This is a genomic window from Granulicella tundricola MP5ACTX9 (assembly GCF_000178975.2).
Lineage (GTDB): Bacteria > Acidobacteriota > Terriglobia > Terriglobales > Acidobacteriaceae > Edaphobacter > Edaphobacter tundricola.
The window spans coordinates 1,955,022-1,973,021 of sequence record NC_015064.1; the positions used below are offsets into that span (position 1 = coordinate 1,955,022).

14 protein-coding genes are annotated in these 18,000 nt (G+C 60.5%); 10 read left to right on the forward strand and 4 right to left on the reverse strand.

Going from position 1 to position 18,000, the window contains the following annotated elements; all coding sequences use genetic code 11:
- The first annotated feature begins 8 nt into the window (after positions 1-8).
- Positions 9-479, forward strand: a complete 471-nt coding sequence (locus ACIX9_RS08410; RefSeq protein ID WP_269744698.1) for a GGDEF domain-containing protein — start codon at positions 9-11, stop codon at positions 477-479.
- Positions 480-568: 89 nt separating this feature from the next.
- Here ACIX9_RS08410 and ACIX9_RS08415 read toward each other — a convergent pair whose 3' ends face one another.
- Positions 569-2,749: a TolC family protein gene (locus tag ACIX9_RS08415; protein ID WP_013580053.1), complete on the reverse strand. Its 2,181-nt coding sequence runs from the start codon at positions 2,747-2,749 to the stop codon at positions 569-571.
- A 211-nt stretch (positions 2,750-2,960) separates the two neighbouring features.
- Here ACIX9_RS08415 and truA point away from each other — a divergent pair, with 211 nt between their 5' ends.
- Both truA and ACIX9_RS08425 read left to right on the forward strand, forming a co-directional pair.
- Entirely contained in the window at positions 2,961-3,722 is a 762-nt protein-coding gene (gene truA / locus ACIX9_RS08420) for a tRNA pseudouridine(38-40) synthase TruA (RefSeq protein ID WP_232298827.1), read from the forward strand.
- On the forward strand, positions 3,668-4,978 hold the full coding sequence (locus tag ACIX9_RS08425; protein WP_232298828.1) for a M20/M25/M40 family metallo-hydrolase: 1,311 nt from the start codon (positions 3,668-3,670) through the stop codon (positions 4,976-4,978). The genes truA and ACIX9_RS08425 overlap by 55 nt, the downstream gene beginning before the upstream one ends.
- Before the next feature lie 77 nt (positions 4,979-5,055).
- On the opposite strand, the gene ACIX9_RS08430 is transcribed toward ACIX9_RS08425, so the two are convergent.
- Complete coding sequence (locus ACIX9_RS08430; protein WP_013580056.1) at positions 5,056-6,141, reverse strand: acyl-CoA desaturase; 1,086 nt, start codon at positions 6,139-6,141, stop codon at positions 5,056-5,058.
- A 238-nt stretch (positions 6,142-6,379) separates the two neighbouring features.
- Between ACIX9_RS08430 and ACIX9_RS08435 the strand changes: the two genes are divergently transcribed.
- The 3 genes from ACIX9_RS08435 (at position 6,380) to ACIX9_RS08445 (ending at position 10,856) form a co-directional block, all read left to right on the forward strand.
- A complete protein-coding gene (locus tag ACIX9_RS08435; RefSeq protein WP_013580057.1) occupies positions 6,380-7,270 on the forward strand; it encodes a class I mannose-6-phosphate isomerase in 891 nt (296 codons plus the stop codon).
- Between the two features lie 81 nt (positions 7,271-7,351).
- Positions 7,352-8,467 carry an acetate/propionate family kinase gene (locus tag ACIX9_RS08440; protein WP_013580058.1) on the forward strand — a complete coding sequence of 372 codons (1,116 nt, stop codon included), beginning with the start codon at positions 7,352-7,354 and terminating at the stop codon, positions 8,465-8,467.
- Positions 8,442-10,856 (forward strand): phosphoketolase family protein, encoded by a 2,415-nt coding sequence (locus tag ACIX9_RS08445; protein ID WP_013580059.1) that lies wholly within the window; start codon positions 8,442-8,444, stop codon positions 10,854-10,856. Before ACIX9_RS08440 ends, ACIX9_RS08445 begins: the two co-directional genes overlap by 26 nt.
- On the opposite strand, the gene ACIX9_RS08450 is transcribed toward ACIX9_RS08445, so the two are convergent.
- On the reverse strand, positions 10,853-12,394 hold the full coding sequence (locus ACIX9_RS08450) for a leucyl aminopeptidase (protein WP_013580060.1): 1,542 nt from the start codon (positions 12,392-12,394) through the stop codon (positions 10,853-10,855). The two genes, ACIX9_RS08445 and ACIX9_RS08450, sit on opposite strands and share 4 nt — an antisense overlap.
- A gap of 28 nt (positions 12,395-12,422) precedes the next feature.
- Positions 12,423-12,962, reverse strand: a complete 540-nt coding sequence (smpB, locus tag ACIX9_RS08455) for an SsrA-binding protein SmpB (protein WP_013580061.1) — start codon at positions 12,960-12,962, stop codon at positions 12,423-12,425.
- A gap of 358 nt (positions 12,963-13,320) precedes the next feature.
- On the opposite strand from smpB, the gene ACIX9_RS08460 reads away from it, so the two are divergent.
- The 4 genes from ACIX9_RS08460 to ACIX9_RS08475 all read left to right on the forward strand — a co-directional run bounded on the left by ACIX9_RS08460 (position 13,321) and on the right by ACIX9_RS08475 (position 17,956).
- The gene (locus ACIX9_RS08460; RefSeq protein ID WP_013580062.1) at positions 13,321-15,780 is read left to right on the forward strand and encodes a cohesin domain-containing protein; all 2,460 of its coding nucleotides are present in this window, start codon (positions 13,321-13,323) and stop codon (positions 15,778-15,780) included.
- Positions 15,777-16,274: a type II secretion system protein gene (locus tag ACIX9_RS08465; protein WP_013580063.1), complete on the forward strand. Its 498-nt coding sequence runs from the start codon at positions 15,777-15,779 to the stop codon at positions 16,272-16,274. Before ACIX9_RS08460 ends, ACIX9_RS08465 begins: the two co-directional genes overlap by 4 nt.
- A 2-nt stretch (positions 16,275-16,276) precedes the next feature.
- Complete coding sequence (locus ACIX9_RS08470; RefSeq protein WP_041597566.1) at positions 16,277-16,690, forward strand: type II secretion system protein; 414 nt, start codon at positions 16,277-16,279, stop codon at positions 16,688-16,690.
- 102 nt (positions 16,691-16,792) lie between these two features.
- Positions 16,793-17,956, forward strand: a complete 1,164-nt coding sequence (locus ACIX9_RS08475) for a M48 family metallopeptidase (RefSeq protein WP_013580065.1) — start codon at positions 16,793-16,795, stop codon at positions 17,954-17,956.
- The last annotated feature ends 44 nt before the right edge of the window (positions 17,957-18,000 follow it).

Consider the following 18,000-nt stretch of genomic DNA (forward strand, 5'->3'; position numbering starts at 1 on the left):
GGGCGGAGATCGAGTTTGCGAACTGGAAGCGGCACTCTGCGCCGCTCTCGATCCTGCTGATGGATGTGGACAACTTCAAGCAGAGGAACGACACGTACGGTCATGCGGTGGGGGATACGGCGCTGGAGCTGATTGGACGCGTGGTGCGGCGGTGTGTTCGTGCGGGAGATACGGCGGCCCGGATGGGGGGCGAGGAGTTTGCGATCCTGCTGCCGAACACCGACCTGAAGGGCGCGATGGACCTGGCGATGCGATTTCAGCATATGCTGGCGCTCGAAGAGCATGGACCGCTGCCGCTGACGGTCAGCATCGGGGTGACGAGTGCGATGGATAGCTCGTCGAAGTGGGAGCTTCTGCTGTCGCAGGCAGATGAGGCGATGTACGTTGCGAAGCGGTCCGGGAAGAATAAGGCTGTGGCGTATGGGGTGGGGGGTGGGAAGGTGATTTCGATGGGGAAGATGGCTGGATTGACGGCTTAGAGTTTTAGCTTCCAGGAAGGATTTGTGCCGCAGACAAACCCACGTCCGAGAATCCGGACGTGGGGCACCCATTTGTGCTGCTTCCAGCGTTAGTTGGCCAGGGGTGGGGGGGTGGCGCTGAGGGGCTTGGGTGGGGCCGGGGCTACGGGTGGGGTCAGACCGGGGATGTTGGGCTTCTGGGTGACGGTGCCGGTGGCGGCATCGGTGAGCGAGATGTTGTAACGGTCCAGGGTGTTCGAGAGGATCTGGGCCAGGGCGGAACGGTCCTTGGCGTAGGCTGCGGTGGCGGCGATGAGGTTGTTCTCCCCGATGGCCAGGGTGCGCTCCTGGGCCAGGACGAGGGCGGTGGTGGAGGCACCGAGCTTGTACTTCTTCTGCTCGGCGTCCAGGGACTGGGCGTTGAAGTCGCGTGCGGTCTGGGCGGCGACGACGTTGGCGCGGTCGTTGGTGATCGCGTACTGGGCGTTGATGACCTGGATGCGGATCTGGGTGTAGAGCTGCTGGATGCGCATCTCGGTCTGGCGGAGTTCCATCTGGGAGCGGGCCTGGTCTGCCTGGGCGACGCGGTTGCGGAGCGGGATCTGGATGTTGAGGCCGGCGATGTAGTCCGGGGCCGTGCCGTTGAAGCCGTTGCCGAGGGTGTTGAAGTAACCGGTGTTGTTGACGCCGCCGTTGGTGGAGTTACAGGGCTCGGCCGCGAAAGTGATGGGGTCCGAGCACTTGAGGAGCGAGTTCTGCTGACCGCCGATGGTGGTGGAACCGTAGGAGCCGTAGGCGTCGATGATGGGGAGGAGGCCGTTCTTTTCGCCCCTGATGGTGATCTGGTTGTTCTTGAGCTCGAGTGCGGCCTGCTCGATCTGGGGATTGTTGATGAAGGCTTCCTTGACGACGTCTTCGACCTTCATGTCCTCTTCGGGCAGGCGGTCGAGGCCTACGCGGTCTGTGGGGACGACGGGGGCGCTGGCGAGCTGGGGGTCGTTGAGGTTGCGGGCGATGGCCTGCTTGATGAGGAGCTGCTGGTACTCGAGGTTGGACTGCGAGGTGATGAGGGCCTGCTTGTCGGTGGCGACGGCGGAGTCTGAGTTGACGACGTCGAGGGGGGCAAGGGTTCCAATCTGGAGCTGCTTGCGGTTGTCCGAGGCAAGGGCGGTGGACTGGTTGAGGGCGCGCTCCTTGGCCTGCTCGTCTTCATAGGCGCTGACGAGCGACCAGTAGATGGATTCGACCTGGGTGACGGTGTAGATGACCTGCTGGCGGAAGGCGGAGTCCGTGATGCGGCGGTTGTTGGTGGCTTCCACGATGAAGCGCTTGTTGATGGACGGTCCGAAGCCCTGGAGGAGGTGCTGGGTGAACTGGAGCTTGATGGTGGGCTGGAGGAGCGGGCTGAAGCTGGAGCGCGGGCTGGAGGTCGTCTGACGGGTGTTGTCGTAGGTGACGGCGAGTTGGCTGCCGGTGGAGAAGCCCTGGAGATAGCCGAAGTTGTAGGTCTCGGTGGTGGTTTTGAGCTGGTTGGTGCCGGTGAAGAGGGTGCTGGATTCCTGGGTGGTGAGGTTCTCGTACTGGAGGTTGCCGGTGATGACGGGATCGTAGTTGTACGGGAGGGGTCCGCCGCCGTTGGTGCTGAGGACGAGGCCGGAGGCACCGGTGCCTGCTCCGCCGGAGGCCGAGCTGGTGCCGCCGGGGCCTCCGCCGCCGGTGATGGTGGAGGTGGTGCCGCCGAGGGTGTTGGTGACGAGACCGGTGGAGACTCCGCGGAAGGTTGCGCCAGCCTTGGTGCGGAGGATGTCGGTGTCCGCGATGTCAAGGTTGATGCGGGCGATGGCGATGTCGTAGTTGTTCTCAAGCGCGAGGGTTACGGCGTCGTTGAGGGAGAGATAGATCTTGCCGTCGCGAAGGAGGTCCGAGAAGCCGGCGGAGTTGCCAAGACGCGGCAGGGGGACCTCGGTAGCGGTGTAGGGGGCGAAGAGGCTGCGGAAGCCGTGAATGCCGTGGTTCTTGAGGTGGGTGTAGTCCTTGTCGGTGTCACGAAGGAAGAGGGGCTCGGTGAGCTTGGGGTCCGGGGCCTGGGGCAGGTTTGGATCGCGGGTGGTGTCGTTCTGGATGGGCTGGGGTGTGGCGGGTGCGGTGGGATTGGTCTGGCTGCCGCCGTTGGGCTGGTTTTGGGTGGGCGGCGCCTGCTGGGTCTGCTGCTGGGCGAGCGCGAACTGGCTCGTCGAACTGAGGAGCAACAGAGTGATGCTCGTTGCTGCTTTGATGTCATTCCAATTCACGTTTATGCTCTCCGACCCTGCTCAGCTGACGTACGGTTTGTGGATTCAGAGCTTGGTACGCACCTTGGGGTGATCCGGTTCCCAGGAAATGGGGTTCGGGGGGTGGCAAGGCTGATCTGAATCCAGACCTCAACTATAACAAGTGGAGCAGTGATTAGTGCTTAGTGATTCTGGGTTAGTGATAGTGTGCGGAGAGATGCGGTATTGGAAGATGACTTTGGCTTATGACGGGACCGCTTATCACGGCTGGCAGGTGCAGCCGGGGCTGCCGACCGTGCAGGGGAGGCTGGCGGCGGCGTTGAAGCTGCTGACGGGGGAGACGGTGCTGCCGCAGGGTAGCGGGCGGACGGATGCAGGGGTTCATGCGCTGGGGCAGGTGGTCAGCTTTGGGTTGGAGGCTCCGATTCCGGGGGAGAACCTGCTGCGGGCTTTGAATCGGGCGCTGCCGGGGGCGATCCGGGTGTTGAGCGTGGAGGCGGTGGAGGCGGAGTTTCATGCTCGGCGGGGAGCTGTGAGGAAGACATATGAGTATCGTTTGTTTCCGAGGGTGGGGGTGAGGCCGGAGAGGATCTGTTCTCCTATGCTGGCTGCTTATGTGTGGGATTGTCCGTGGGAGATCGACCTGGGGCGGGCTGAGGCGGCGGCGCGGGTGATTCTGGGGGAGCATGATTTCAGTAGCTTCGCGGCGAGTGATCCAGATCGGACGGAGAGGCTGAGTGGGGTGGAACGATCGAATGTGCGGACGGTGTATGAATCGGGGTGGAGTGAGCTGGATGGGTTGATGGTGTATCGGGTGGTGGGGAATGGGTTTCTGCATCACATGGTGCGCAACCTGGTGGGGTGTTTTGTGGATGCGGCTTGTGGGCGGACTGAGGTGAGCGAGGTGGCTGGGATTCTGGCGGCGAAGGATCGCACGGCTTGTGGGGCTACGGCTCCGGCGAGCGGGCTGTTCCTGGTGGGGGTCGAGTATTGATGACGGGGAGTGGGACGGCTTTGGCGCAGCATCGGATTGCCCGGCTGGCTTCACAGCGGTTGGTGCATCGGGCGTTTCACTGGCTGCATCTGCATCAGCCGCAGTTGAGGATGTGGCAGATGGCGATGCTGGCGATTCCGGCTCCGCCGTTTGGGGAAGAGGCGAGGGCGCTTTGGTTTTTGGAACGGTTCCGGGAGTTGGGGCTAGGGAATGTTCATCTGGATGAGGAGGGGAATGCGCTGGGGGAGTTGGGTGGCGGGGAAAGGAGACCCACCCTAAGCGATGAGGCCGCTGAGGGTGGGGCACACGGGTCATTCATTTTGGTTTCGGCGCATCTGGATACGGTGTTTCCGGCTGGGACGGATACGACTCCAACGGAGGATGGGGCGAGGATTCTGGGGCCTGGGAGTTGCGATAACGCGGCCGGGTTGAGTGGGATGCTGGGGCTCATTGCGGCTTTGAAGTTCGCGGGGATAGAGCCGGAGGTGCCGATCCTGTTTGCGGCAAATGTGGGTGAGGAGGGTGAGGGCGATCTGAGGGGGATGCATCATCTGTTCGAGCGCGGGGAGTATTCGGGACGGATCAGGGCGGCGGTGGCGCTGGAGGGGTCGGGGACGGCTACGGCGGTGGACCGGGGGCTGGGGAGCCGGAGGTTTCGGGTGACGGTGACGGGGCCTGGGGGGCACTCGTGGACGGATGCGGGGGCGCCGAATCCGATTTTGCTGCTGGCGCGGGGGCTGGTGGAGCTGGCGGACCGGGTCTCCGGGGCGGGGGCGGAGGCGCGGACGACTTTGAGTGCGGGGCAGATTGGCGGGGGGACCTCGATCAACTCGATTCCGGAGACCGCGAGTGTGTTGCTGGATCTGCGGTCGACCGATCCGTTTGAGCTGCAGCGGCATGAACTGGAGATTCATCGGACGTTTGAGCTGATCGTGGGGCGGAGTGGCGGGGGTGCGAAGCTTGCGATCGAGGTGATTGGGAGCCGGCCGGCGGCGGCGCTGGCGGCGGATGCGGGGATTCTGCAGACGCTGAAGGCGGTGGATCGGCACCTGGGGCTGAGGACGGAGATGCGGCTGGGGTCGACCGATGCGAACGTACCGCTGGCGATGGGGATTCCGGCGCTGGCGATGGCGGCGGGCGGGACGGGGGGCGGGATCCATACGCTGGCGGAGTGGTACGACCCGACCGGGCGGGAGACGGCGCTGCGGAGATTGCTTCTGGTGATTTTGGATCTGGTGGGTGTGGGGGGCGGGTAGGAATTGTGGCGGCGATGGAGTTTGAGTTAAAAGCAGAAGCCCTGCTCTTTCGAGCGGGGCTTCCTGGGTTGCGAGGGTTAGTTGACGCCGGCTGGCTTGGGGTTCTCCCAGTCGAACTTGGCGATCTGAACTTTCTTGGCCAGGCCGATCTTGGAGAGGATCCAGATGCAGTAGTAGTTGATGTCGAACTCGTACCAGGCGAGGCCGTGACGGGCGCTGACGGGGTGGGCGTGGTGGTTGTTGTGCCAGCCTTCGCCGCCGGTGAGGATGGCGACCCACCAGTTGTTGCGGGAGTCGTCACGGGTGTCAAAGCGGCGTGCGCCATAGAGGTGAGTGGCGGAGTTGACGAACCAGGTTGCGTGGAGGCCGACGACGACGCGGAGCATGGTTCCCCAGAGCATCATGCCGACCGCGCCGATGACGCGGTGGCCGGGTGCAGCGAGGAAGGCTCCGAGAGCGAGCTGAGCAACGCCGGTGGCGGTGAGCAAGACCCAGTGGTACTTGGACAGGAGGACGTGAACCTTATCCTTGGTGAGGTCAGGGGCGTAACGGCCGAGGAGCGCGGTCTCAGAGTGCATGGCGCGGCCGGAGAGGATCCAGCCCGCGTGGGACCAGAAGGTACCGTCTACGGGGGTGTGGGGATCGCCTTCCTGATCCGAGTTCTGGTGGTGGACGCGGTGGGTGGCGACCCAGAAGATGGGTCCGCCCTCAAGGGCCATGGTGCCGCAGGCGGTGACGAAGTACTCAACCCATTTGGGGGTGCGGAAGCCGCGGTGCGTGAGCAGGCGGTGATAGGCGACGCCGATGCCTACGTTGATGGCCAGGAAGTACATGACGAAGAAGACGCTGACGTTCTTCCAGGACCAGAAGATGGGGAGAAGAGCGACGAGAGCGAAGACGTGGAAGGCACCCATGGCGATGGTGGTGATCCAGTTGATGCGGCCCTGCTGGTGCTCGCGGCCGAGGCGGAGGTCCTGCTTGACCTGCGCGCGGACTTTGTCTGCTGCCATGGCGGGCTTGGCGTTGGACATGTCCTGGATCTGGGCTTCGAGGGCGGCTTCGTTGGCTTCGCCGGTCTCGATGGCCTGGGCCTGGAACTCGGCGTAGCTGCCGGGCTTGGTGCTGGTCGCTTCGGATTCCGGAGTGAGTGTGGCTGGGGTCATGGGTCCTGATTCTCCTTGCTATGTTGCGTGCTGAGTGTTGCGCCTGACTTCTTCTATCGACAACGCTACACGGGTCTGGAGGAGGGCGTTGTAAGACTTTTGTAATGGCTCAAATGCTTGTGTTTATTGGGGTTCTGGAGGCTTTTTCGTAACACCTTTGGGGGATGTTTCGGGTGGGTTTCTAGAAGTTGACGGGCTGCTAGTATGCTGACCGAGACGAGAAAGTGAGTGAAGCCTGATGACGATAACGAGTGATTTCGAGTTCAAGCCATTTTTGATGGAGCCTACGTTTGCCGAGCGGGTGTGGGGGAAGCTCGACCTGAAGCCGTGGTATGAGGAAACGGGGTTCAAGACGGCTGTGGGAGAAGCCTGGTTGACCTCGCCCGCGGGGAAGATTTTGACGGGGGAGTTGAAGGGCAAGACGCTGGCGGAGGTTGCGCCTGATTTTTCTCTGCTGGTGAAGATGTTGTTTCCAGCGGACAAGCTTTCCGTGCAGGTGCATCCCGATGACGAGCAGGCGCAGGCCCTGGGGATGCCGAGGGGCAAGACGGAGTGCTGGTATGTGCTGGAGGCTGTGCCGGGGGCTGAGGTGGCTTGCGGGTTGAAGTCCGGGGTGGGTGTGGAAGATGTGCGGAAGGCGATCGCGGACGGGAGCCTGGAGGGTCTGCTGGAGATGGTGCCGGTGTCCGTGGGGGACATGGTGTTTGTGGATGCGGGGACGGTGCATGCGATCGGGGCGGGGGTGACGTTGCTTGAAGTGCAGCAGACCTCAGACACGACTTACAGACTTTATGACTATGGGCGGCCGAGAGAGTTGCACCTGGAGCAGGGGCTCGCCGTGGTGAAGACGGAGACGAAGGCGGGGAAGATTGAGCCGGAGGAGATGGATGGATTCACACGGCTGATCGAGACGAAGTATTTTGTGGTGGATCGGTTCGACCTGCCTGCGGGGACGGCGATGGAGATGCCGATGGATGGGGTCGGGTGTGTGGTTGGGATCGTGGGCAGTGGGGCGGTGAATGAGGTGCGGTTTGGAGTGGGGCAGGCGGTGGTGGTGCCGGACAGCTCGGTGACGATGACCACGCAGCATGGGGCTAGTTTTCTGCGGTGCTATGAGCCTGCGGAGTGAGGGCTGGTTCCCCCGTATGGATTGAAAGCAACGTGCGTTGCAAGTCGACCCATCCCTATCCTGCATCTGACGAGGGAGACCATGCTGATACTCGTCTTGAACAGTGGCTCGTCGTCGTTGAAGTTTTCGGTCTTCGACTCTGAACGGTCGGACGAACCGATTCTGCAGGGGGAGCTCCACGGGCCTGCCCTCGACTGTGTGGATCAGGTGTTCACGCGGGTAGCCGATCTCACGCTTGATGCGATCGGTTATCGGGTCGTCCACCCCGGGCCGAAACTGGACCGTCATCAGCGCATTACCCCAGAGGTGCTGCAGGCGCTGGACGCAGCCTCCGGCTTCGCTCCGCTGCATGACCCGGAGGCGGTTTCGATCATCCGCGGCGGCCTGGCTCGGTATCCGCAACTGCCGCACTTCGCCTGCTTCGACACGATCTTTCACCAGACGATGCCTACGGAGGCCAACACCTACCCCATCCCCAAGAGCTACCGGGATGCGGGGGTTCGACGCTACGGCTTCCATGGGCTGGCGTGCGAATCGGTCGTCAATCAGCTTCAGCAAACTGGGGTGCCAAAGCGCCTCATCATCGCCCATCTGGGCAGCGGCTGCAGCGTCACTGCCGTGGTCGAGGGGAGGTCCATCGACACCAGCATGGGGCTCACGCCTACGGGTGGAGTCGTCATGGGCACACGCCCCGGCGACCTGGACCCGGACCTCATCCTTCACTTGATCCGGCAGGTAGGGGGCGATGTTGAGAAAGTCGAGAAGGACCTGAACCACGCGAGCGGTCTGGCGGCCCTGAGTGGGCTGCCCAACGATATGAAGGCGATCAGGAAGGCTGCACAGGCTGGAAACGGCGATGCTGTTCTTGCTTTGAAGGTATTCACGCGCAGTGTTCGTAAGTCCATCGGCGCATACTCATGGTTGATGGGCGGCGTGGATGCGATCGCTTTCTCCGGCGGAATTGGAGAACATGATGCGGCTAGCCGCGAAGAGATCCTGGTCGAGCTCGCCGAGCAGGGCATTGAGATTGATTCTGCGTTGAACAACGCGGAACAGAATGGCATGAGACGGGTGAACGCACCTGGCTCGAATACCGGCATCTTTATCGTGCCGGCTCAGGAAGACCTCATGATCGCGAATCATGTGAAAAGAATGATGATTGAGGAGACTTATGACGACGACAGGCGCTTCTGCTGAACTGAGTGTTTCACCCGCAACCGCAGAAGAACTTCGCAAGATGGACGCCTACTGGCGCGCTTGCAACTATCTCTGCGTGGGCATGCTATACCTGCTGGAAAACCCTCTGCTGCGGGAGCCGCTGAAGGCGGAGCACATCAAGAATCGCCTGCTCGGACACTGGGGGTCTGACCCGGGACAGACCTTTACCTGGGTGCATCTGAACCGGCTGATCAAGAAGTACGACCTGGACATGATTTACATTGCGGGGCCGGGGCACGGCGCGCCGGCGACACTTTCAAACAGCTACCTTGAAGGTGTGTACTCCGAGGTCTATCCGGAGAAGAGTGAAGACGTTGCGGGGCTGCAGCGATTCTTCAAGCAGTTCTCCTTTCCCGGCGGAATTGGGAGTCACTGTACGCCGGAGACGCCGGGTTCGATTCATGAAGGCGGCGAGTTGGGTTACAGCCTCTCGCATGGATTTGGAGCGGCGTTCGATAATCCGGATCTTATTGTGACGGTGGTTGTTGGAGATGGCGAGGCAGAGACTGGTCCACTGGCTACCTCGTGGCACGCCAACAAGTTTCTCAATCCGAAGACGGATGGGGCTGTTCTTCCGATTCTTCACCTGAACGGTTACAAGATCGCCAATCCGACGATCCTCGCTCGGATTTCTCCTGAAGAGTTGGAGAGTCTGTTCCGCGGCTATGGGTGGACGCCTTATGTCGTTGAAGGCGACGACCCGGCTAAGATGCATGTGCTGATGGCCGAGGTTCTCGAAAAGTGTGTGACGGAGATCCGTGATATTCAGGCCAAGGCTCGTGCCGAGGGCGCTACGGTTGTGCGTCCGAGATGGCCCATGATCATCCTGCGGACACCCAAGGGCTGGACGTGTCCGAAGGAGTTGGATGGGCACAAGCTGGAGGGCTCGTGGAGAGCGCATCAGATGCCGATCATGGACCCGAAGACTAATCCGGACCACCTCAAGCTGGTTGAGAGCTGGATGAGGAGTTACAAGCCGGAGGAGCTGTTTGATGAGTCTGGCAAACTGATCCCGGAGTTGAGGGAGATGGCTCCTTCAGGGACGCGGCGCATCAGCGGCAATCCTCATGCGAACGGTGGCGAACTCCGCAAGCCGCTGGACCTGCCGCGATTCCAGGACTATGGGCTGAAGGTCGAGGAGCCGGGGCAGACGGAGGTCAGTTCGACCGATACGCTGGGACACTTTCTGCGCGATGTGGTTCGGAAGAACATGACGAGCTTCCGGGTGTTTGGACCTGATGAAACTGCGTCCAATAAGCTCGATGCGATCTATGAGGCGAGCGGGAAGCGTTGGCTCGCGGAGATGGAGGCGAGCGATGCAGACGGAGGCAATCTCTCGATCGACGGACGTGTGATGGAGATGCTGAGCGAGCATACGCTGGAAGGATGGTTCGAAGGTTATGTTCTGACCGGCCGGCATGGCTTCTTCTCAAGCTATGAGGCGTTCGTGCATATCATCGACTCGATGTTCAACCAGCATGCAAAGTGGCTGGAGAAGAGCAAGCTGGAGCTTCGTTGGCGTGCGCCTATCTCTTCGATCAACTTGCTGATTACGTCGCTCGTCTGGCGGCAGGATCACAATGGGTTTACGCATCAGGACCCGGGATTTCTCGATGTCGTGACGAATAAGAGCCCGGAGGTTACACGGATCTATCTTCCACCTGATGCGAACTGTCTGCTGAGTGTGGCGGATCATTGCTTGCGGAGTGTGGACTATATCAATGTGATCGTTGCTGACAAGGCGCCGCATCTGCAGTACCTCAATATGGATGAGGCGGTGAAGCACTGTACGAAGGGGATCGGCATATGGGACTTTGCGAGCAGTGACGCTGGAGCCGATCCGGATGTCATCCTCGCGTGTGCCGGCGACATTCCTACCTCAGAGGCTCTGGCGGCTGTGGCGATTCTACGGGAGCGCTGCCCGGAGCTGAAGATCAGGTTTATCAATGTGGTCGATCTCTTCCGGCTGATGCCGGAACATGCGCATCCGCATGGTTTGTCTGATCAGGAGTTCGATGGACTCTTCACCACGGATAAGCCGGTGATCTTCAACTTCCACGCTTATCCGTCGCTGATTCACAAGCTGACGTACAAGCGGAAGAACCACGCCAACTTCCATGTGCGCGGTTATAAGGAGAAGGGCAACATCAATACGCCGCTGGAGCTTGCAATCCTGAACCAGGTTGATCGCTTCAATCTTGCGATTGATGTGATCGATCGTGTGCCGGGGCTGATGACGACTGCTGCCCATACCCGGGAGTGGTTGAAGGATGAGATCACCGATTCCGTCAACTACGCGCATGAGAATGGAATCGACCGGCCGGAGATCCGTAACTGGAAATGGCCGGCCGGATCGGACAAGAGCTAGGCGGAGTAGCTACGAACCCACTCCACGATGGACCTGACGGCGATTCCCGTCGGGCCCTTCGGGAGCCAGGGCTTCTGCTCCTCGTTCCAGGCACAACCGGCGATGTCCAGGTGTATCCATGGGGTATCGCCGGCAAACTCCTTCAAGAACATGGCTGCCGTGACAGCGCCTGCTGCGCGGCCGCCGGTGTTCATGATGTCGCCGATCTGGCTCTTGATCTGATCGCGGTAGTCGTCGGTGCAGGGAAGCCGCCAGAACTTTTCTCCGGAACGAGGTACGCCGGCCATGAACTGCTCCCAGGTTGCGTCGTCGTTGGAGAAGAGTCCGACGTTCAGATAGCCGAGTGCTACGACGCATGCGCCGGTCAAGGTGGCGGCATCGATCAGATGGGTGCAGCCGAGGGTCTTGGCGTAGTGGAGACCATCGGCGAGGACCAGGCGGCCTTCAGCGTCGGTGTTGATGATCTCGATGGTCTTGCCGCTCATGGCGGTGACGACGTCGCCGGGCTTGAAGGCTTTGCCGTCTGGCATGTTTTCTGCCGAGCAGATGACGCTGATCACCTTAAGGTTCGGTTTCAATTGGGCGATGGCGCGCATGGCTCCGATCATGGCAGCTGAACCGGCCATGTCGTACTTCATCTTCTCCATATTGTCGGCGGGCTTGATAGAGATACCGCCGGTGTCGAAGGTGATGCCCTTGCCGACGAGGCCGATCACGGGAGCATCAGGCTCGACGGGGCCGGCCGGGGTGTAGGTCATGACGATCAGGGCGGGGGGCTCGGCTGAACCCTGTGCGACCGCGGCGAACGCGCCCATCTTCAGTTCTTCCAGTTTGGAGGTGGAGTAGACCTCGCAGGCGAGGCCGACCTCGTCGCACATCGCTTTCGTGCGGGCACCCAGAACGGTTGGCGTCAGTACATTGCCGGGCTCGTTGACGAGGTGGCGGGCGAAGTTCTGCGCCGCGGCGACGATGAGACCCTCGTCAAAGCCGGACTGAATCTCCTGCCGGGTCGACCGCTCGCCAGCCTTGACGACAACGGTAAGGGTATAGACGGAGAGATCTTTGCGATCACTGCGGTAGGTATCCCAGTCGAGTTCGGCGATCTCGGCTCCTTCCACCAGCACCCGGGCGGTCAGGGTGCAGGGAAGCTCCTCCAGGTGCTCATCCGACAAGGCATGATCTTCCGGGAAGGCAATGCTGATTTCGCGAATGCCGCGGGGCTTCGCTGCCCGGACTGCTGCTCCGGCGGCCTTGCGAATCTCATTGACCGAGAGCGTCTTCGCCTTGCCGAGCCCGATGATCAGAAGCCGTTCCGCCTTCAGGCCTGCGGGGGCATGAAGTAGCAGGTTCTCGCCTAGATTTCCCTTGAACTCGCCTGAGGCGATGGCGCGGGCGGCCGCATTTGTTATGGGATCCGAGGTCGTGAGCAGGACTGGCAGGGGTTCAGCGTCTTTCCCAACGGCAATGTCCACAGCAAAGATGACGAGCATGGCGGTCTGGTGAGCCGCCGGTTCAGCGAAGATGAGTTTGGTGTCCATAGACCAATCGTAACGCGGAATTGGCCGATTAGCGGCGCTGACTCCGAGCGATGGCAGACTTCGCTTCGCTGTCGGCTTCACGCTTTCGCTCCGTGGCGCGCTTGTCCCATTCCTGTTTGCCCTTGGCAAGAGCCAGTTCGCATTTGACGCGACCATGGCGGAAGTAGAGACGAACGGGGATCAGGGTGAATCCCTTTTGCCTTGTTGCTGCCTCCAGCTTGCGGATCTCGAGCTTGTGCAGGAGGAGCTTGCGGGTGCGGAGGGCCTCATGGTTCATGGCGTTTCCGTGGGAAAACGGCCCAATGTGGGCGTTGAGCAGGAAGCATTCTCCATCTTTAAGGAGACCGTATGCGTCCTTGAGGTTAGCCTTGCCTTCGCGGATCGATTTGACTTCCGTCCCGCGCAGGGCGACGCCCGCCTCATATTTATCGGTGAGGAAGTAGTTGAAGCTGGCGGATCGATTGAACGAGGCATCCCGCTTGCCGGCGGCGATTGGATCGCGGTCCTTCTCCTGCACGACCGGTTTGGGTTGCTGGGCGGGAATCGTGATGGAAGCTTGGCGGGGCATGAACTTCTTATTTTAACATGGAGTTCAATCTCACCCAATGCCGCCAGGCACGTCTAAACCTCAAACGCGCAAGTCTATTGCGGAATTGTATGAACCGCCGTAAGTGTTGCAGGTGCATCGCTTACGCAAAGCCATGAGACTGCCGCTCAAGGTCCGTGGACTATGAAGCAGGTGTATTCCAACTATGAGGCTAAACGTGACACGAATGCTATACTCGCCTGAGCCAAGAGCTCTCGCACGCACAGATGAAACCGGCAGTAACCCAGATTCTCTCCAAAGCCTACTGCCGAAGATTTCAGGTGGGAGTGGAGTTCGGGATGCCAATCCGCGCCGTGCAAAGAAAGCGAACCGATCCAGCATGAGCCGTGGGCTTCAAACCTTCCGTCATCACAACGTCCTGACTGCACGCACCGTTCTCTCCTTCTGCATCTTCATGTTTGGCCTGTGCGCCATCCTGCCGGCCCACGCTCAGTCTGCCAGCAAGTGGAACAAGCGCGGCGTGGACGCCGAGGCCCATGAGGACTACGACGCCGCGTATGAGGACTACCGGCAGGCCTTGAAGAAGTCGCCGAAGGATATTCGCTTCAAGACGCACCTTGAACGCATGCGCTTCCAGGCTGCGGTGTCGCATATCGATCGCGGCCGGGTTCTGCGGCAGAGTGGCGACTACTCCGGCGCACTTACGAACTTCATGCGCGCGGCGGAGATCGATCCGGGTAATCAGACGGCGCAGCAGGAGATCGGGATCACGCAACGCGAACAGCCTGCACCGGTTCCGGTGGGACCGGGGGCAGACGCTGCCGCCGCGCAGCTGACGCAGCAGACCTCCGTGCTGCAGAACATCGCATCCATCTCGGCTCCGGTGGTGCTGAAGCCTACGTCCAGCGACCGGCAGACGCTGCACATGGTTGAGGACGTCAAAAATATCTACCAGGCAATCGGGAAGCTGGCCGGCATCAATGTCATCTTCGATCCTGAATATACGTCGAAGAGAATTCCCATTGATCTGACGAACGTCACGTTGGACGACGCGCTTCGCATTGTCGGGACGATCTCAGGGACGTTCTATAAACCTGTTACTTCAAACACGATCTTTGTTGCACAGAACACGCGGACCAAGAGAACCGATCTGGACGAGCTTGCGGTTCAGACCTTTTACCTATCGAACTCCGCGCAGGCAAATGATGGCAACGAGATCCTGACCGGGCTGCGTTTGCTGCTTGATCCTACGGTGAAGCTTTACCTTGTGCCCAGCCAGAACGCAATCGTCATGCGTGGGACTACTGACGAATTGCTGCTGGCACAGAAGTTGATCAATGACTTCGACCGCGCACGGCCTGAGGTGGTGGTGGATGTGGCTGTGCTGGAAGTCAGTCGAGACAAGGTTCGTACGCTTGGCATCACCTTGCCGCAGTCGATCGGGTTGACTCCGCAGCTTTCCAATGCGAATTCGACCAGCACGACCAGCTCAACCACGACTACGAGTACTACGACTACCTCATCGACGACGACCTCGTCGACGTCCAGCCTGACGTTGAACAATCTCGCGCATTTGAACGCGACCAATTTCGCCGTGTCCATTACCGGCGGCACCTTGAACGCGCTGCTTACGGACGGCGATACGCGGATTCTGCAGAATCCGAGAATTCGCGCGACGGACGGTCAGCGTGCGACTCTCAAGATCGGTTCCAAGATACCGATCGCGACCGGAAGCTACAACGCCGGTGTTTCGACCGGTGTCGCGTCGATCGGCGTGCAGACGCAGTTCACGTACATCGACGTGGGTGTGAACATCGATATCACGCCGACGGTGCATTACGACCGCGAAGTCAGCATGAAGATGAAGATCGAAGTGTCTTCACAGAGCAATACGGTCGTGATCTCAGGCGTCAGTGAGCCCATCATCTCGCAGCGCATCTCGGAGCAGGTTATTCAGGTTCAGGATGGCGAGCCGAGTATTCTGGCGGGGATCCTGACCCACCAGGACAGTAAGACGGTCAGCGGGACACCATTTCTGGGAGAATTGCCCTTCTTCAAGTATTTCTTCAGCACCCAGAGCAAAGAGACGCAGCAGGATGAACTGGTCTTCCTCATCATTCCGCACGTCGTGCGTGAGTCTGTCCTGACCAGGCTGAATACGGCGATGATCGATACCGGTACCGGGTCATCGATCGAGCTGCGCCATATGGATACGTCCGCGGCTGAGACAGCCTTGTCCAACGCCGCAGCAGCGCAGGCCTCGGTTCCTCTCCCGCAGCATGCCGGTGCGCCGAGTACGGCCGCCAACGCGGCTGCCAACATGCTTCAGCAGATTCATCAGGATGCTCAACCTCCAACCCCGGGCCAGATGCCGGGTGCCATTCCGCCAACCCCAGCGGCGACGGCTGCGCCTGCAGGTACGAACGGTCCAATCAGCCTGACCGTGGTTCCTGCGTCGTCGAACCAGACGGTGGGCAGTACCTTCCAGGCTGCGGTGAACCTGCAGAATGGACGGGATGTGTTCTCTGTCCCGCTACAGGTGCAATATGATCCGAAGGTTCTGGAGCTGGTGAACGTCGATGCGGGGGACTTCCTGAGTAAGGGGAGTCAACCGGTGTCGCTGGTTCATCGGGTTGAGGGCAATGGGCTGGTGACGATCTCCAGTACACGGCCTCCGCAGGCGGCGGGTGTCGACGGGCAGGGGAGTGTCTGCACGCTGACGTTCAAGGCTATCGGAGCGGGTGATTCAAATATCGCTCTGGTGAAGGTTGGTGCCAAGAACAGCGCGCAGGTCAATCTTCCGGCTGTCGGGTCTCAGGCTGTCGTTCACGTCAAATGATCGGATTACGGTCAAATCTCGAAGGTGCTGAGACTTCAGAGTCAGGGCTGACCCTGGTGGAGTTGATCATCGTGGTGGCGATCGTTGCAGTGCTCGCCACCGCCGCGCTCCCCATCGCCAAGTTCCAGGTGAAGCGGGAGAAGGAACGGGAGTTGCGGGCGGCGTTGTGGTCCATGCGGGATGCGATCGATCACTATAAGGACGCCGCTGATAAAGGAGGCATCCAGACGAAGGCCGACTCTTTCAACTATCCTCCTGACTTGCAGACGATGGTCGATGGCGTGGATGTGCAGACCAAGAAGGTTCGGTTTTTACGCAAGATTCCGCTTGATCCGATGACGGGGACGGCCGACTGGGCTACCCAGTCGATGCAGGATGATCCGGCTGACGCGAATGGTGGCGGCGGCGGATCGGGAAGCGGCGATAACGTGTTCGACGTGCACTCCAAGAGCACGGGTACAGGGCTGGACGGAACGAAGTACGCTACATGGTGACCATGGTGAGATCGACCAATTCGGGTGCGGAACGGGAAGACGGCTTCACGCTGCTGGAACTGATGATCGTGATGGTGATCATCGGGATCCTGGCGGCGATTGCGATTCCTTCGTTCACCATGAACGTCAAGCGGGCTCGCGAGGCAGTGCTGCGCGAGGATCTGCATACGATGAGAACTGCTATCGATTCCTATACTTACGATAAGCAGAAAGCGCCGCAGACGCTGGACGACCTGGTGCAGTCCGGGTATCTGAAGGTGATGCCGCAGGACCCATTCACCCACCGGTCGGATACCTGGATGCCGGATCAGGGGAACCAGTTGACGACCGTTGATGAGACGCAGAGCGGGATTGACGACGTCCACTCGGGCTCGCAGGATGTTTCGACCGAGGGGACTTCTTACAATACCTGGTAGCGAGATCTGTAGTACTTTTGCGGAAAGAAGCGTCTAATAGTGGCGTAGAGCTGCGTCCGAACGAGGGAAGCGGCTTACTCCGTACCTGGACTGGAGTTCCCCATGCGTCAACTTTCTTCTCTCGGCCTCGCCGCTCTGCTCATTGCACCTGTTGCCGGGTTGGCACAGGCCCCTTCGACCACGACGCCTCCTGCTACGACCAAGAATCCTACCGGCGCACCCTCACCGCTGCCGACGCCGCCGGCGACGACTCCTGCGGATGATAAGAAGGCTGCCGCTAAGGCCAAGGCTCAGACCGATACGTTGCCCTCGCCGGGTGAAGACCTGAAGACGAACATCAAGGCCGGCAGCGAAGACGATGTGAATGCGATTGGGACTCGGAACATTGGGGGCCGGGGTATGGGGAACTGGTACTCGACCAACTGGGAGATCGGGGTCGGGAAGCAGTACTCGATGGAGGTGGAGAAGTCGGCTCACCTGGTGACCGATCCGGTGATCGTGGAGTATGTGAACCGCATCGGGCAGAACCTTGTGAAGAACTCGGATGCCAAGGTTCCGTTCACGATCAAGGTGATCGATTCCGATGAGGTGAATGCGTTTGCGCTGCCGGGCGGGTTCTTCTACGTGAACTCCGGGCTGCTGATGAACTGCGATGAAGAGGCCGAGCTGGCGGGCGTTATGGCGCATGAGATCTCGCACGTGGTGGCGCACCATGCTGCGCGGCAGCAGACGAAGATGAACTACGCGCAGATTGCGTCGGTTCCGCTGATCATCATGACGCAGGGTTCGTACACGGGTTATGGAATCTACGAGGCTGCGCAGCTTGCGATTCCGATGACGTTTCTGAAGTTCTCCCGCATGGAAGAGGCTGAGGCCGACTACCTGGGCGTGCAGTACATGTACAAGGCCGGGTACGATCCGCAGAGCTTCATCACCCTGTTCGAGAAGCTGGATGCGCTGGAGAAGCACAAGCCAGGGACGCTGGCGAAGGCGTTCTCCGATCACCCGCAGACTCCGGACCGGATCGCGGCCTCCGAGGAGGAGATTGCGACGATCCTGCCGGCGAAGCCTGAGTACATTGTGACGACGAGCGAGTTCGACGATGTGAAGTCTCGTCTGGCTCGTCTGGAGAATAAGCGCAAGCTGAACGACAAGAAGGATGGCAACAAGCCGACCTTGCGTCGGGCGGGTGGAAGCAACAATGATCCGAATCAGCCGGGTACAACTACGGGCGACGACCGTCCAACCCTTGGGCGGCGGAATTAGCCGCTTCGGTTGCTTGAGGAACGTCGTTTGCTAACTGCCGGTGG